General features: G+C 56.8%; 10 protein-coding genes. 6 read left to right on the forward strand and 4 right to left on the reverse strand.

All coding sequences use genetic code 11. The features are described 5' to 3' along the window. Nucleotides 1-59: 59 nt before the first annotated feature. Complete coding sequence (gene trxB, locus ACL2XJ_RS16010) at nt 60-1,028, reverse strand: thioredoxin-disulfide reductase (protein WP_203522219.1); 969 nt, start codon at nt 1,026-1,028, stop codon at nt 60-62. Nucleotides 1,029-1,565: 537 nt separating this feature from the next. Between trxB and lrp the strand changes: the two genes are divergently transcribed. From lrp to ACL2XJ_RS16040, 6 genes are all read left to right on the forward strand, one after another. Beyond that, nucleotides 1,566-2,060, forward strand: a complete 495-nt coding sequence (lrp, locus tag ACL2XJ_RS16015) for a leucine-responsive transcriptional regulator Lrp (RefSeq protein ID WP_005287608.1) — start codon at nt 1,566-1,568, stop codon at nt 2,058-2,060. Between the two features lie 122 nt (nt 2,061-2,182). After that, complete coding sequence (locus tag ACL2XJ_RS16020) at nt 2,183-5,653, forward strand: DNA translocase FtsK 4TM domain-containing protein (protein WP_413723783.1); 3,471 nt, start codon at nt 2,183-2,185, stop codon at nt 5,651-5,653. Nucleotides 5,654-5,819: 166 nt separating this feature from the next. Further along, complete coding sequence (lolA, locus tag ACL2XJ_RS16025) at nt 5,820-6,431, forward strand: outer membrane lipoprotein chaperone LolA (RefSeq protein WP_413723784.1); 612 nt, start codon at nt 5,820-5,822, stop codon at nt 6,429-6,431. Between the two features lie 7 nt (nt 6,432-6,438). Continuing rightward, nucleotides 6,439-7,782 carry a replication-associated recombination protein A gene (locus ACL2XJ_RS16030; RefSeq protein ID WP_132922658.1) on the forward strand — a complete coding sequence of 448 codons (1,344 nt, stop codon included), beginning with the start codon at nt 6,439-6,441 and terminating at the stop codon, nt 7,780-7,782. A 150-nt stretch (nt 7,783-7,932) separates the two neighbouring features. After that, nucleotides 7,933-9,225, forward strand: coding sequence for a serine--tRNA ligase (gene serS / locus ACL2XJ_RS16035; RefSeq protein ID WP_132922657.1), 1,293 nt, complete (start codon nt 7,933-7,935; stop codon nt 9,223-9,225). Between the two features lie 277 nt (nt 9,226-9,502). Next, a complete protein-coding gene (locus ACL2XJ_RS16040; protein WP_413723785.1) occupies nt 9,503-10,648 on the forward strand; it encodes an MFS transporter in 1,146 nt (381 codons plus the stop codon). A gap of 123 nt (nt 10,649-10,771) precedes the next feature. On the opposite strand, the gene ACL2XJ_RS16045 is transcribed toward ACL2XJ_RS16040, so the two are convergent. The 3 genes from ACL2XJ_RS16045 to pflB all read right to left on the reverse strand — a co-directional run bounded on the left by ACL2XJ_RS16045 (nt 10,772) and on the right by pflB (nt 16,043). Further along, nucleotides 10,772-12,514, reverse strand: coding sequence for an ABC transporter ATP-binding protein/permease (locus tag ACL2XJ_RS16045; RefSeq protein WP_413723786.1), 1,743 nt, complete (start codon nt 12,512-12,514; stop codon nt 10,772-10,774). 308 nt (nt 12,515-12,822) lie between these two features. Next, nucleotides 12,823-13,563 carry a pyruvate formate lyase 1-activating protein gene (gene pflA, locus ACL2XJ_RS16050; protein ID WP_132922654.1) on the reverse strand — a complete coding sequence of 247 codons (741 nt, stop codon included), beginning with the start codon at nt 13,561-13,563 and terminating at the stop codon, nt 12,823-12,825. 197 nt (nt 13,564-13,760) lie between these two features. Then, the gene (gene pflB, locus ACL2XJ_RS16055) at nt 13,761-16,043 is read right to left on the reverse strand and encodes a formate C-acetyltransferase (protein ID WP_413723787.1); all 2,283 of its coding nucleotides are present in this window, start codon (nt 16,041-16,043) and stop codon (nt 13,761-13,763) included. Nucleotides 16,044-16,093: the final 50 nt, after the last annotated feature.

Raw genomic sequence — 16,093 nt, forward strand, 5'->3', positions numbered from 1 at the left:
GATAGACCCGCATGCTCTCCCGCCGCAGCGTTGGCGTTGGCGTTGGCGGGAGGTTGCCGTTAACGATCGTTGACCGCCGCCAGACCGTCCAGGTAGCGCTCGGCGTCCAGGGCCGCCATACAGCCGGTGCCGGCGGAGGTGATGGCCTGGCGGTAGATATGATCCATCACATCGCCGGCGGCGAACACGCCCGGGATGCTGGTCTGGGTTGCGTTGCCGTGAATACCCGACTGCACGCGGATATAGCCATTCTCCAGCGCCAGCTGGTCACCGAAAATCGCGGTATTGGGGCTATGGCCGATGGCGATGAATACCCCCGCCACCTCAAGGGCGTCGCTATCGCCGCGAACAACGTGCTTGAGGCGCACGCCGGTCACGCCGCTCTCGTCTCCCAACACTTCCTCCAGCGTCCGGTCGGGATGCAGAACGATATTGCCGTTTTTAACTTTCTCCATCAGCCGGTCGATGAGGATTTTTTCAGAACGGAACGTATCGCGGCGATGAATCAGGTGCACTTCGGCGGCAATATTCGACAGATACAGCGCCTCCTCCACCGCGGTATTCCCGCCGCCCACCACCGCCACTTTCTGGTTGCGATAGAAAAAGCCGTCGCAGGTGGCGCAGGCCGACACGCCTTTGCCCTTGAACGCCTCTTCAGAGGGCAGGCCCAGATAGCGCGCGGAGGCGCCGGTGGCGATAATCAACGCGTCGCAGGTATAAACGCCGTTATCGCCCGTCAGGCGAAACGGCCGCTCTTTAAGTTCCACCTGGCTGATATGGTCGAAGATGATTTCGGTGTTGAATTTGGCTGCGTGGGCGTACATGCGTTCCATCAGCAAGGGACCGGTCAGGCCTTCCGGATCCCCCGGCCAGTTTTCCACCTCGGTGGTGGTGGTCAATTGGCCGCCTTGCTCCATACCGGTGATAAGAACTGGGTTGAGGTTGGCCCGCGCGGCATAAACCGCAGCGGTATAACCCGCCGGGCCCGATCCCAGGATAAGTAATTTACTGTGTTTCACCGTTGACATGGTTTCCTCATTTTAGCCGCACTGATTTAGCTATCCGATTGTAAGAAAATTACCAGATTAAGAAAAGAATGCAAAAAGCCATTAGCGATTATTATCATTGTTATGTCCTATCTCTACGGCGTTTTAATGCTCCATCAGGGCATGATCGGGTAAATAAAGCTTTTTTACCCCCTGCCAAGGGCCCTACACCCGATTTTATCGGCATGTTGTTCTGATTTTTGTTGTTTTACTTTGACAATCCGCTGTGCTTTTGCGAAAACATCAGGTAAGAAGAAATTATTCGGTTGGTGTCGATTCGGTTAATCGCCATTCGGATGGTCGGCGGAGCCGCCGATAGGCCGCATGTTCAGCCGGTAAATTTCTTCCAGGCAGAATTCTCTTCTGCCGCTGTCGCGGTTTGGACAGACAGCGTGCGCGGCAGTGGAAATGGCAGACCTTAGAATAAAACAAACAGCAGGTCTTTAAAGCAAACCCTGAAACATTGAAGTCGGCAGGGGTATGGCAAGTGCAGGGAAGGAATGAAGAGAGACAATAATAATGGTAGACAATAAAAAACGCCCGGGAAAAGATCTCGATCGTATCGACCGCAACATCCTTAACGAACTGCAAAAGGATGGACGGATCTCGAACGTCGAACTTTCGAAACGGGTAGGACTATCACCGACCCCTTGTCTGGAACGGGTGCGTCGTCTCGAGCGTCAGGGTTTCATTCAGGGTTATACCGCTTTGCTTAATCCGCATTATCTGGATGCGTCTTTACTGGTTTTCGTTGAGATAACCCTTAATCGGGGCGCGCCCGATGTGTTTGAGCAATTCAATACCGCTGTACAAAAGCTGGAAGAAATTCAGGAATGCCATCTGGTGTCAGGGGATTTTGACTACCTGCTGAAAACGCGGGTGCCGGATATGTCGGCGTATCGCAAGCTGCTGGGTGAAACATTGCTGCGGTTGCCGGGGGTTAACGATACCCGGACCTATGTGGTGATGGAAGAAGTGAAACAAAGCAACAGATTGGTCATCAAAACGCGTTAAGAAACACCACAGGTGCAAAAGACTGCTTTTAAGGTTACACTCCTGTGGATTCATACAGTCTCGGCGCCGGCCAGCACGTCGGCGCTGTTGTTATACCGGTTGAGAAACCTGGAGAGCCTTTCTTGAGCCAGGAATATACAGAAGATAAAGACGTTACGTTAAAAAAAATGAGCAGCGGCCGCAGGTTACTCGAGGCCGTCCTCATAGTCATGGCTATTTTTGCCCTCTATTTGATGATTTCCCTGGTCAGCTTCGATCCGTCCGATCCCAGTTGGTCGCAAACGGCCTGGCATGGGCCTATCCATAATCTGGGGGGCGGCGTTGGGGCGTGGTTTGCCGATACGCTGTTTTTCACCTTCGGCGTGCTGGCATACGCGCTGCCGCCGATTATGCTGATCTTCTGCTGGAACTCTTTCCGTCAGCGGGAGGTGCAGGACTATGTGGATTATTTTGCCTTGGCGCTGCGCCTTATCGGCACCCTGGCGCTGATACTGACCTCCTGCGGCCTGGCCGCGCTCAATGTGGACGATCTCTATTATTTCGCTTCCGGCGGGGTGATTGGCAGCCTGCTGGACAACGCCATGTCACCCTGGTTCAACGGTATCGGCGCCACGCTGACGCTGCTATGCGTCTGGGCCGCGGGGTTGACCTTGTTCACCGGCTGGTCCTGGCTGACGATCGCTGAAAAAATCGGCGGCGTGCTGCTGGGCAGCCTGACTTTTATGTCTAATCGTTCCCGCCGCGAGGAAGAGTATTACGATGAGGACTATGAGGACGAGGATGAGGATGAGGCGGGGGATAATCCCGCTACGGCATCGAGCAACCGGCCTGCGGAGGGTGAGGACGGCAGCGATCCGCTGTTCTCCCCGCGCGCCGTGACGGATGCCGGCAGCGCGGCGGCGACGGTCATGCCGGCCGCCGGTGCGGATATCGCTGCGCCGGCGGCCGGTGCGCAAGCCGGGCCGGCGAACGCCGCGCTTGCGGCCCCTGATGTCTCTTTCGCCGCCGCACCGCTGGCGGGGCAGGCCGCTATTGCGCCGGGCGACCGGACGAGCGCCGCGCTTCAGACACCGGAGGCTATTGCTCCCGCCGCGCCGTCAACCGCAGCCCCCGTGACGGCGGCGCAAGAGGCCGTACCGCAATACCGCTTTGAGCTTCCGGGCGGCCAGTCCGTTCCTCCCGCAGCGCAAAGTGACTTCGCCGATGACGACGACGGTCCCCGGATGGGCAACTGGCTGGCCGCCAGCCAGGATAGCGCCCATACCCCCTATGATTTCAGCGTGGGGCAGCAAAGCAGCGGACAATTGCCTGGCGAGGGCGCCGTGCCGGTGGATCACAGCGCCGCCTCGCTGACCTTTATGCCCGCCTTCAGCGCCATCAGCGATGGCAACCCGCAGGTCAAGCAAGGCATCGGCCCCGAGCTGCCGCGCCCGAACCCGGTGCGGATCCCGACGCGGCGCGAACTGGCGTCATACGGCATCAAATTACCGTCGCAGCGGGCCGCGGACCACACCCATGGCCTGGCGCAAAGCGACGCGGCCAAATCCCATCCGGCGCTATCCGACGATGAACAGGCCCACCAGCAGGTGGAACTGCACCAGGCGTTCATGGCGCAGCAGGCCCAGCGCTACGGCAGTGACGGCTCCGAGGCGGACGAAGAGGCGGAATGGGAACAGCAGCGTCTGGCCGCCGAATTCAAACGCCAGCAGGATCAGCGCTACGCCGAGGAAAACGACGCACAATCGCCGGACCGGCCGGTGGCGGCCTCGCCGTTATCGCCCAAGGCGGATATCGATCTACAGCGTCATGGGGACTTCAATTTTTCACCCGTGGCGGATTCAACGGACGATGCTCAGGCAGCGCCGCTGTTCACCCTGCCGCCCCGTTATGCGGATCAACACGCGGCGGCAAACCCCGACGAAGACGATAACCTCCCGGCCCCCTATGCGGCTGATGACGACGAGATAGCGCCGGCGGGACACGGGCATACCGGCACGGCGGTTACCCCGCCGGCAGCGGGCACGCTCTTAGCCGCAACTGCCCCTCCGGCAATGGATAGCCTGATCCACCCGTTCCTGATGCGTAATGAACAGCCGGTGCAAAAACCCACCACGCCGCTGCCGACGCTGGATTTGCTGACCTCGCCGCCGCTGGAGGATGAACCGGTGGATATGTTCGCCCTGGAGCAGACCGCGCGGCTGGTGGAAGCCAGGCTGGCTGATTATCGGGTGAAGGCCGACGTGGTGGGCATTTCCCCCGGGCCGGTGATTACCCGTTTTGAGCTGGATCTGGCGCCGGGGGTAAAAGCGGCGCGGATATCCAATTTGTCGCGGGATCTGGCGCGCTCGCTGTCCGCGGTGGCGGTGCGCGTGGTGGAAGTGATTCCCGGCAAGCCTTACGTCGGTCTCGAACTGCCGAATAAGCGTCGCCAGACGGTGTATCTGCGTGAAGTGCTGGACTGTGACAAGTTCCGCGAAACGGTGTCCCCGCTGGCCATCGTGCTGGGCAAGGACATTGCCGGCCAGCCGGTGATTGCCGATTTGGCGAAAATGCCGCATTTGCTGGTGGCGGGCACCACCGGCTCGGGTAAATCGGTGGGGGTCAACGCCATGATCCTCAGCATGCTGTTTAAAGCGACGCCGGAAGAAGTGCGCTTTATCATGATCGACCCGAAAATGCTGGAACTGTCGGTGTATGAAGGTATTCCGCACCTGCTGACGGAAGTGGTCACCGACATGAAGGACGCCGCCAACGCGCTGAGATGGTGCGTTGGTGAAATGGAGCGCCGCTACAAGCTGATGTCGGCGCTGGGGGTGCGTAACCTGGCCGGGTACAACGAGCGTATCGAGCAGGCGGCGGCTATGGGCCGGCCGGTGCCGGATCCGTTCTGGAAGCCCGGCGACGGCATGGCGATGTCGCCGCCCATGCTGGAAAAACTGCCCTATATCGTGGTGCTGGTGGATGAGTTCGCCGACCTGATGATGGCGGTGGGCAAAAAAGTGGAAGAGCTGATTGCCCGCCTGGCGCAAAAGGCCCGGGCCGCCGGTATCCATTTGGTATTGGCTACCCAGCGCCCCTCGGTGGACGTTATTACCGGCTTGATAAAAGCCAATATCCCCACCCGCATCGCATTCACCGTGTCGAGTAAGATAGATTCGCGCACCATTCTCGACCAGTCCGGCGCGGAGTCCCTGCTGGGCATGGGGGATATGCTTTATATGGCCCCCAATTCATCCATACCGGTCCGCGTCCATGGCGCGTTCGTGCGCGACCAGGAAGTGCACGCGGTGGTCAGCGACTGGAAAGCGCGCGGCCGTCCGCAGTATATCGACAGCATTACCAGCGCAGGCGAAGAGGGTGAGGCCGGCGCCGGCGGCCTGGACGGCGATGAAGAGCTGGATCCGCTGTTCGATCAGGCGGTGCAATTTGTCGTGGATAAACGCCGGGCTTCGATTTCCGGCGTGCAGCGCCAGTTCCGCATCGGCTACAACCGCGCCGCCCGGATTATCGAGCAAATGGAGCTGCAGGGTATCGTCAGTTCGCCGGGGCATAACGGCAACCGCGAGGTCCTGGCGCAGCAGTCAGGGGAATAACGGTAACTGCTGTCTGCGGCCCCTGTGCAAAGATGCGTAAAACGGTGACGATTTCAGAGTATTATCCTATACCTTATCATCGTTTCTCCGATAGAGTGAGTCGTAACAGGCGGGAGGGGCCGAGAAAGCCCTTGCCACGCCTTTCTTTTTTCAAGGGATATCTATAATGAAAATACGGTTGTTTGCCGCCTGTCTGTTGAGCGCCATGGTTTCGCTGCCGGCGTTGGCCGACGATGCCCAGACATTGCAAAGCCGCCTGAACCAGGTCAACAGCTTCCATGCCAGCTTTACCCAAACCGTCACCAGCGCCGAAGGCGGTTCGGTACAGCAAGGGGAAGGCGAACTGTGGGTCAAGCGGCCTAATTTGTTCAACTGGCATATGACCTCGCCGGATGAAAGCGTACTGATTTCCGACGGCAAAACCTTATGGTTCTATAATCCGTTTGTCGAACAGGTCACCGCCACCTGGCTGAAAAACAGCACCGGGAATACCCCGTTTATGCTGATAACCCGCAACAGCCCGGATGACTGGCGTCAATACAACGTCAAACAGCGGGGCGATGTGTTTGAGCTGACGCCCAAATCCGCTGCCGGAAATTTGAAGCAGTTTACTATCAATGTAAATACCGGCGGCACCATTAACGGTTTCACCGCCGTCGAGCAGGACGGGCAGCGCAGCGCCTATCAACTGAAAAGCCAGATAAACGGCCAGATAGACGCCGCTAAATTCCGCTTCACACCGCCCAAAGGCGTGACGGTGGACGATCAGCGTCAATGAGGTGAGCATGAGCAATCTGTCCCTTGATTTTTCCCGCAACGAGTTCCAGCCGCTGGCCGCGCGCATGCGTCCCGCCACCCTGGAAGAGTATGTCGGTCAGCAGCACCTGCTGGCGCCCGGCAAGCCGTTGCCGAGAGCTATCAAGAACGGACAATTGCACTCCATGATCCTGTGGGGACCGCCGGGCACCGGTAAAACCACGCTGGCGGAACTCATCGGCCGCTACGGTAACGCGGACGTAGAGCGTGTCTCTGCGGTCACTTCCGGCATCAAGGAAATCCGCGAGGCCATCGAGCGCGCGCGCCTCAACCGGGACGCCGGACGCCGCACCATCCTCTTCGTGGACGAAGTGCATCGTTTCAATAAAAGCCAGCAGGATGCCTTCCTGCCCCATGTGGAAGAAGGCACCATCACTTTTATCGGCGCCACCACCGAAAACCCCTCGTTTGAATTGAACTCCGCGCTGTTATCACGGGCCAAGGTCTATCTGCTCAAGGCACTTACCGCCGAAGATATCGAGACGGTACTGTCCCAGGCCATGACGGATCCCGAGCGGGGCTACGGCGGCCAGAATATCGTTTTGCCGGACGAAACCAGGCACATGCTGGCGGAGTGGGTGAACGGCGATGCCCGGCGGGCATTGAACAGCCTGGAAATGATGGTCGATATGGCCGAACCCGATGCCCTGGGCAACCGGATTTTAACTCCGGCGCTGCTCAAGGAGGTTTCCGGCGAACGAAGCGCCCGCTTTGATAACAAAGGCGATCGCTATTACGATCTGATCTCCGCGCTGCACAAGTCCGTACGCGGTTCGGCTCCCGATGCGGCGCTTTACTGGTACGCGCGCATTATCACCGCCGGCGGCGATCCGCTTTACGTGGCGCGCCGCCTGCTGGCCATCGCTTCCGAAGATGTGGGCAACGCCGATCCCCGCGGCATGCAGGTGGCTCTTGCCGCCTGGGATTGCTTCACCAGGGTCGGCCCGGCGGAGGGCGAGCGCGCCATTGCCCAGGCCATCGTTTACCTGGCCTGCGCGCCGAAGAGCAATGCGGTATACACCGCCTTCAAGGCCGCCATGCAGGATGCTCGGGAAAACACCGATTTCGACGTGCCGGCGCATTTGCGCAACGCCCCCACCAAGCTGATGAAAGAGATGGGACTGGGGGCGGAGTATCGCTACGCCCATGACGAACCTAACGCCTACGCCGCCGGTGAGAACTATTTCCCGCCGGAAATGGCCGCCACGCGCTACTACCATCCCAGCACCCGCGGACTGGAGGCGAAGATTGCTGAAAAGCTTGCCTGGCTTGACGCACAGGATCAAAATAGCCCAACAAAACGCTACCGATAAACAGCCTGTTGCGGTAAGGTGAGCGGGAATAAATGGGTTGCCGCGACAGCCCGAAAAGGCCGCGGGAAGTCTTAAACATCAATCTGATATAAATTTGACAACTCTCACTTTGACGGCTGTCAATTTAACAACAACAAGCACAGGACTAGCATGCTCGATCCTAATCTACTGCGTAATGAGCTGGACGCGGTTGCCGAGAAACTGGCTCGCAGAAGTTTCAAGCTGGATGTCGATACTCTGCGTAAATATGAAGAACGCCGTAAGGTGTTGCAGGTAGAAACCGAAACGCTGCAGGCCGAACGCAATTCCCGATCCAAATCGATCGGCGCGGCGAAAGCCCGTGGAGAAGATATCGAGCCTTTGCGTCAGGAGGTGAATCTTCTGGGTGAGCGCCTGGACGCCGCCAAGGCCGAACTGGATATATTGCAAAATAGTATCCGCGACATGGCGTTGTCCATACCCAACATTCCCGATGACGTGGTGCCCTTCGGCAAAGACGAAAACGATAATCAGGAAATCAGCCGCTGGGGCGAACCCAGGCAGTATGATTTTCCGGTGCGCGATCACGTGGCTTTGGGTGAAATGTCCGACGGGCTTGATTTTGCCGCCGCGGTGAAACTGACCGGCACGCGTTTTGTGGTCATGAAAGGGCAGATTGCCCATCTGCACCGGGCGTTGTCGCAGTTCATGCTGGACCTGCACACCGAGCAGCATGGCTATCTTGAAACCTACGTGCCCTATCTGGTGAACCATGCTTCACTGTACGGTACCAGCCAACTGCCGAAGTTCGCCGAAGATTTGTTCCATACTCAGCCCCTCAGTGAAGAAGCCGAGACCAGCGCCTATGCGTTGATTCCCACGGCGGAAGTTCCCCTGACCAATCTGGTGCGGGACGAAATTCTCGACGAAGACGTTCTGCCGCTCAAGATGACCGCCCACACCCCGTGTTTTCGCTCCGAGGCGGGTTCCTACGGTCGCGACACCCGCGGTCTCATCCGCATGCACCAGTTCGACAAGGTTGAAATGGTGCAGGTGGTGAAACCCGAAAACTCCATGCAGGCGCTGGAAGAACTCACCGCCCATGCGGAGAAGGTCCTGCAGTTGCTGAACCTGCCGTACCGTAAAATATTGCTTTGTACCGGCGATATGGGCTTCGCATCCTGCAAAACCTACGACCTGGAAGTGTGGCTGCCGGCGCAGAATACCTACCGGGAAATTTCCTCCTGTTCCAATATCGGCGATTTCCAGGCCCGCCGCATGCAGGCCCGCTATCGCAGCAAAGAGGATAAAAAACCGCGTTTGGTACACACCCTCAACGGCTCCGGCCTGGCGGTAGGACGTACGCTGGTGGCGGTCATGGAAAACTACCAGCTGGCGGACGGCCGGATCGAAATACCGGCGGTGCTGGTGCCCTATATGAAAGGATTGACCCATATCGGTTGATGCAGGCTAACGGCCATCGTGAACGATGGCCGTGATTAAGCTCTTACAGCCTATCCCCTACCTGTTTCGACCGCCGTCGCTCTCTTTGTCCCCCGATATCCCGCGGTGCCGCAAGCGCCATCCTTGCCGCTATTTGTCCCTTTGCGACATGGCGCGCGGTTGCCGGAATAAAACGGCTATTGCAAAAAATGCTGACGCGAATTTAGCCGCATTGACTTTTAATACCGTAGTGGCATGATGCGCACAATTTCTGCATTTTGAGTCCGGTTTCCATCCTATGTCCGTCTATTCCCGCCCGGTGGTGATGTTGCTTACCGGGCTGTTGTCGTTGACCGTTTCCATCGCCGTGCTCAATACGCTGGTGCCCCTATGGCTGTCCCATGAGTCGCTGCCTACCTGGCAAATCGGGCTGGTGGGGTCGTCCTATTTCACCGGTAATCTGGTGGGAACCCTATTGGCCGGCACGCTGATTAAACGGGTCGGCTTTAACCGCAGCTATCACTTCTCCTGCGTACTCTTTGCCGTTGCCACCCTCGGGCTGGGCTTAACCATCGATTTCGGCAGCTGGCTGCTCTGCCGGTTTGTGGCCGGCGTCGCCTGTGCGCTGGTTTGGGTGGTGGTGGAAAGCGCCCTGATGCGCCGGGGTACGATACGCACCCGCGGACAACTGCTGGCCGCTTATATGATGGTCTATTACATGGGCACGGTCATCGGCCAACTGCTTCTGAGCGGCGTATCCACCGCCTTGATGTCGGTATTGCCCTGGGTAACCGCCCTGATGATCGTGGCGGTGCTGCCGCTGCTGTTCAACCGCATAGACGGACAGGGCACCGAGTCCCCCCGTGCCCCGGTCTGGCCGATGCTGCTGCGCCGCAATGCCCGCCTGGGCATCAACGGCTGCATCATCTCGGGCGTGGTGCTCGGGTCGCTTTACGGCCTGATGCCGCTCTATCTGTCACACCAGGGACTGAGCGACGGCAAGGTGGGATACTGGATGGCGCTGCTGGTGAGCGCCGGTATCGTCGGACAATGGCCGGTAGGTCGCCTGGCGGACCGTTTCGGGCGCTTGATGGTATTGCGGGTACAGGTATTTATGGTCATTATCGGCAGCCTGTCTATGCTGAGCGACGCCGCCATGGTTCCCGCGCTGTTCCTGCTGGGCTGCTCGGGATTCACCCTTTATCCTGTGGCCATGTCATGGGCCTGTGAAAAGGTGCCCACCCATGAACTGGTGGCAATGAACCAAGCCCTGCTGCTCAGCTACACCATCGGCAGCCTGGCGGGCCCGAGCATGACCGCCATACTGATGCAGCGCTATTCGGATCAGTGGCTGTTTGTTATCATCTCCGGGGTAGCCCTGATTTATCTGGTGATGCTGCTGCGCAAAGCGGATAGGCACCATACGCCGGTCACCACCGCCTGATAAAGTGACAAACGGCCTTGGCGTGCAGGCCCGCAATCACTGAAGCTTAAACCAAGCGTGTTAAAGCGCGCCTTGTGGTCGAAGCGGGCGTAGTTTTACCGCCCGCCCGATTAGGCGCTGGCGCTATGCCGCCGGCAATTCACTGCGATTAAGGACCGCGCAATCCTCCGCGTTCTGACGTTCAAAACGCAAGCAGCGCGTATGATAGCGGGCGACACTGTTACGATGGGCCACGCTAACCAGCGTCACGTCCGGCAAGGTTTCCGTCAGCAGCCGGTACATCAGCTGCTCATTCTCATCGTCCAGCGCGCTGGTGGCCTCATCCAGAAACAGAATATCCGGCTTGATCAACAGCGCCCTGGCAAATGCCAGCCTTTGCTGCTCGCCGGGAGACAACCAATGGCTCCAGTTCAATTCTTTATCCAGCATAGGCCGCAAATGGGCCAGCTGGCATTCATCCAGCATCGACAGCATCTGCTCCCGGCTGAAATGATCCGGCGCTTCCGGATAACACAGCGCCCCCAGCAAACTGCCGATGGGAATATAGCTGCGCTGGGGCAAAAACAGCACTTTCATACCGCTGTGCAAACCAATACCCCCTGAACCATAAGGCCATATACCGGCAATGGCGCGCAGCAGCGTAGACTTACCGCAGCCGGACGGACCCACTATCAACACCTTCTCACCCGGCGCAATGGACTGCGTCGCCCCGTGGAACAGCGCCCGCCCGGTGGGAATGGTGAGCGTCAAATCCGTCAATGCCAACGCCGCCCCCGCGGTTGGCTGACGCACTATGTCGGTGTTCTGGCTGCTGTGGCGTTCCACCGCAGCGTTGAACCCCGCCAGCCGGTTAATGCAGGCCTTCCAGCTGGCCAACTGGTTAAAGGCGTCGATAAACCAGGACAACGCCCCTTGAATCTCGCCAAACGCCGAGGAAATTTGCATCAGAGTACCGAGCTGGATGGCGCCGGAGAAATAACGCGGCGCCGCCACCAGAATCGGGAAGATAATGGCAAACTGGCCGTAAAAATTACTGGCCACGTTCAGCCGCCGGCTGACGCGCATAATGGACCACCAGTTGGCGCGAATGGCTTCAAACCTGCCGTCCAACTGTTTAGCTTCCCGCGGCTCGCCCTGGTAAAGGGCGATGGCGTCATTGTTTTCACGGATACGGATCAGTCCGAAACGAAAATTCGCCTCAAATCTTTCCTGCTCAAAACCCAAACGTACCAGCGGCCGGCCGACCTTCCATATCAGCAGCGATCCCAGTCCGGCATATAAAATGGCAAACCACACCATATAACCGGGCACCGTGAAAAGATGGCCGCTCAGGGTAACGGAGATGGGACCGCTTACCGACCAGAGAATGGAAATAAAAGAGACAAATGTCACGACGCTTGAAAGCAAACCCAGCGCCAGCGACAGCGTGCCGCTGGTAAGGGCATTCAAATCTTCAGCAATACGCTGGTCGGGGTTATCAACGGTCTGTTGCTGTTCGGTATGGTAATAGACGTGGTGCTGTAACCACTTATCCATATATTGCCGGGTCATCCAGCGCCGCCAATACATTTGCAGGCCCTGGGTCAGGTAGATTTTATAGATGGATATGACGATAAATATCAGCGCCAGCCAGGTAAAATAGATAAGCTGACTTTTGAACACCGGGAAATTTTTATTCTGCAGCGCATCGTAAAATACCCGGTTCCATTGGTTAAAAAGAACGCTGATATACACCGTGGTTAAAGAGAGGATAACAATCACCGCCAGCATTCCCCAGGCACGCCACTTTTCCTCGGAACGCCAAAAGGGCTTTATCAACTGCCACACTTCCCGCCAGTGCGCGGTTTTAATTTCTGCTGCTTTCATATGTTAGCGATCATTTCAATTGCCAAAGCCATCATAATACGTCATCACTGGAAACTTCTCTGGAAAAAATAGGCCAGTTTGGTAAGTAAACATGTAATGTACAGGCGCTTTATTGACAATAGGCAAGCGGGGAAGGGACGGACAACCAGGCAGAACACCCGTCCTGCCGAAAACTGTCCCGGCAGGGCGGAGGAAGATACGGTCTGAAAATACGTTATTATACCCGTCATACTTCAAGTTGCAGGTAGATTGGCTTTCCTGCAACCCGAATTATTCAGGGTATATCACGAGCAGCGGCGGGGCAGCAGTTAATACATCACTTTATGGCCGTACCCGGCCAAAATAGCTTTTACATGCTCCATGGTTTCCGTGGTGGGAGGATTCACTCCTTCGAGCTTATATTCTTCACCCATGGCTATCCATTTGTGTTTACCCAGTTCATGATAGGGCAACAATTCGATTTTTTCGATATTGGCCATATCCTTGGTGAATTCACCCAGCATATGCACCGATTTATCATCATCGGACCAGCCGGGCACCACCACATACCGCAGCCAGGTGCGTTTGTTGATCTTTTGCAGATAGCGGGCAAAATCCAGCACGCGGTGGTTGGAAACGCCCACCAGGTTTTGATGGATATCGTCGTTCATTTCCTTGATATCGAGCATCACCAGGTCGGTCACGTCCAGCAGTTCGTCAATGACCTCATCGTAACGCCGCACGTAGCCGTTGGTGTCAAGGCAGGTATTGATGCCTTCGGCATGGCAGGCGCGAAACCAGTCGCGCACGAATTCAGCCTGCAAAATCGCCTCGCCGCCGGACGCGGTGACGCCGCCGCCGGAAGCATTCATAAAGTGCCGGTAGGTGACCACCTCTTTCATGATCTCCTCAACGGATATTTCGCGTCCGGCGTGCAAATCCCAGGTGTCGCGATTGTGGCAATAGAGGCAACGGAGCAGGCAGCCCTGGAAGAAAATGATAAAACGAATGCCCGGACCATCGACGGTACCGCAGGATTCAAACGAATGGATGCGACCAAGTACTGACATTGCGGGGTTTTCTCCATCTTTGCAGGAAGTGTGTTTTGGCTGAACGACTCTGTTTATCTGCTGCTTATCTGCTTAAAGTAGCGCTTTCAGCCAAAGCATATTCACCTGAACGTGCTGACAATCACCCGGTGCAGGTGATAAAAAGGCCCCACTTTCGTGGAGCCTTTATTTTACGCCTTTTCAGACGGTGAGGGAAATTACATCGACGCCGTGAAGGTACGGGTGATAACGTCCTTCTGCTGTTCTTTGGTCAATGAATTGAAGCGTACCGCATAACCGGACACACGGATGGTCAGGTTCGGGTAGTCTTCCGGATGTTCCATGGCCGCCAGCAGCATTTCACGGTTCATCACGTTGACGTTCAGATGCTGACCGCCTTCCACGCCGGCTTCATGATGGAAGTAACCGTCCATCAAACCTGCCAGGTTGGCTTTACGTACGTCGTCATCCTTGCCCAGTGCTTTAGGCACGATGGAGAAGGTATAAGAAATACCGTCTTTCGCGTAGGCAAACGGCAGTTTGGCAACGGAGGTCAGAGAAGCGACAGCGCCTTTCTGGTCACGACCGTGCATCGGGTTGGCACCCGGTCCGAACGGCGCGCCTGAACGACGTCCGTCAGGAGTGTTACCGGTCTTCTTACCGTAAACCACGTTAGAGGTAATGGTAAGAATGGACTGAGTCGGTACAGCGCCACGGTAGGTCGGCAGCTTCTGAATTTTCTTCATGAAACGTTCAACCAGGTCGCAAGCGATGTCATCGACGCGGGAGTCGTTGTTACCGAACTGCGGGTATTCGCCTTCGATGTCGAAGTCAACGGCCATGCCTTCAGCATCACGTACCGGTTTGACCTTGGCGTACTTGATGGCGGACAGGGAGTCGGCGGCGACGGACAGACCGGCGATGCCGCAAGCCATGGTGCGATAGACATCACGGTCATGCAGGGCCATCAGCGATGCTTCGTAGCTGTATTTATCATGCATATAGTGAATGATGTTCAGCGCGGTGACATACTGCTTGGCCAGCCAATCCATGAAGTGATCCATGCTGTTTAGCACGGTATCGTAATCCAGGACTGCGTCGGCAATCGGCGCGGTTTTCGGACCGACCTGGATTTTGGCTTTTTCGTCCATGCCGCCGTTGATTGCGTACAGGACCATTTTAGCCAGGTTGGCGCGGGCGCCGAAGAACTGCATTTGTTTGCCGACAACCATCGGGCTTACGCAACAGGCAATGGCGTAATCGTCATTGTTGAAATCGGGACGCATCAGGTCGTCGTTTTCATACTGTACGGAAGAGGTATCGATGGAAACCTTGGCGGTAAATTTCTTCCAGCTGATCGGCAATTTTTCCGACCACAGAATGGTCATGTTCGGTTCCGGAGCCGGCCCCATGGTGTACAGGGTGTTCAGGAAGCGGAAGCTGTTTTTGGTAACCAGGGTACGGCCGTCAACGCCCATGCCGCCCAGTGATTCAGTGGCCCAAATCGGGTCGCCGGAGAACAGTTCGTCATATTCAGGAGTACGCAGGAAACGGACCATACGCAGTTTCATGACCAGATGGTCAATCAGTTCCTGAGCCTGTTCTTCAGTGATTTTGCCGGCTTTCAAATCGCGTTCGATGAAGATATCCAGGAACGTGGAAGTACGGCCGAAGGACATTGCAGCGCCGTTCTGGGATTTAACCGCGGCCAGGTAGCCGAAGTAGGTCCATTGAACAGCTTCTTGAGCGGTGGTGGCCGGGCCGGAAATATCGCAGCCGTATTTGGCGGCCATTTCTTTGATTTGACCCAAAGCGCGATGCTGGTCGGCGATTTCTTCACGCAGACGGATGGTGGCTTCCAGGTCTTCGCCGTTTTCCAGTTTGCTTTGCAAAGAGGTGAACTGGGCGAATTTGTCTTTCATCAGGTAGTCGATACCGTACAGCGCGATGCGACGGTAATCGCCAATGATGCGGCCACGGCCGTAGGCGTCGGGCAGGCCGGTCAACGCACCGGTCTTACGGCATTTCAGAATGTCGGGAGTATAGACATCGAATACGCCCTGGTTATGGGTTTTACGGTATTCGGTGAAGATTTTTTTCAGCTGCGGGTCCAGCTCGCGATCGTAGGCTTTGCAGGAGCTTTCAACCATCTTGATGCCGCCGAACGGGATAATAGCGCGTTTCAACGGTGCATCAGTTTGCAGGCCGACGATTTTTTCCTGGCTTTTATTGATATAGCCGGCGTCATGGGACGTAATGGTAGCCGCAACATCGGTATCGAAATCCACCGGCGCATGGGTGCGGTTTTCGGTTTTGATGCCTTCCATTACCTTCGCCCAAAGGGCGGTAGTGGCGGGAGTCGCACCGGCCAGGAAGGCTTCGTTGCCTTCATAAGGAGTATAGTTTTTTTGGATAAAGTCACGAACATTGACTTCATTCTGCCAGTCGCCTTTGCTGAAACCTTCCCAAGCAGTGGCTAGTTTTGTGTTCAGATCGGTCATTTTATACCTACCTTCTAATGTGGATTTCTTAAAACCCGGCTTCACGGCGG

The sequence above is a fragment of the Sodalis sp. RH16 genome (assembly GCF_047324245.1).
GTDB lineage: Bacteria > Pseudomonadota > Gammaproteobacteria > Enterobacterales > Enterobacteriaceae > Acerihabitans > Acerihabitans ligni.

Bases quoted from the DNA above. Each gene is read 5' to 3' on its own strand.
- trxB (WP_203522219.1), bottom strand. From the start codon at position 1,028: ATGTCAACGGTGAAACACAGTAAATTACTTATCCTGGGATCGGGCCCG.
- ACL2XJ_RS16045 (WP_413723786.1), bottom strand. From the start codon at position 12,514: ATGAAAGCAGCAGAAATTAAAACCGCGCACTGGCGGGAAGTGTGGCAG.
- ACL2XJ_RS16040 (WP_413723785.1), top strand. From the start codon at position 9,503: ATGTCCGTCTATTCCCGCCCGGTGGTGATGTTGCTTACCGGGCTGTTG.
- serS (WP_132922657.1), top strand. From the start codon at position 7,933: ATGCTCGATCCTAATCTACTGCGTAATGAGCTGGACGCGGTTGCCGAG.
- pflA (WP_132922654.1), bottom strand. From the start codon at position 13,563: ATGTCAGTACTTGGTCGCATCCATTCGTTTGAATCCTGCGGTACCGTC.
- pflB (WP_413723787.1), bottom strand. From the start codon at position 16,043: ATGACCGATCTGAACACAAAACTAGCCACTGCTTGGGAAGGTTTCAGC.
- ACL2XJ_RS16030 (WP_132922658.1), top strand. From the start codon at position 6,439: ATGAGCAATCTGTCCCTTGATTTTTCCCGCAACGAGTTCCAGCCGCTG.
- lolA (WP_413723784.1), top strand. From the start codon at position 5,820: ATGAAAATACGGTTGTTTGCCGCCTGTCTGTTGAGCGCCATGGTTTCG.
- lrp (WP_005287608.1), top strand. From the start codon at position 1,566: ATGGTAGACAATAAAAAACGCCCGGGAAAAGATCTCGATCGTATCGAC.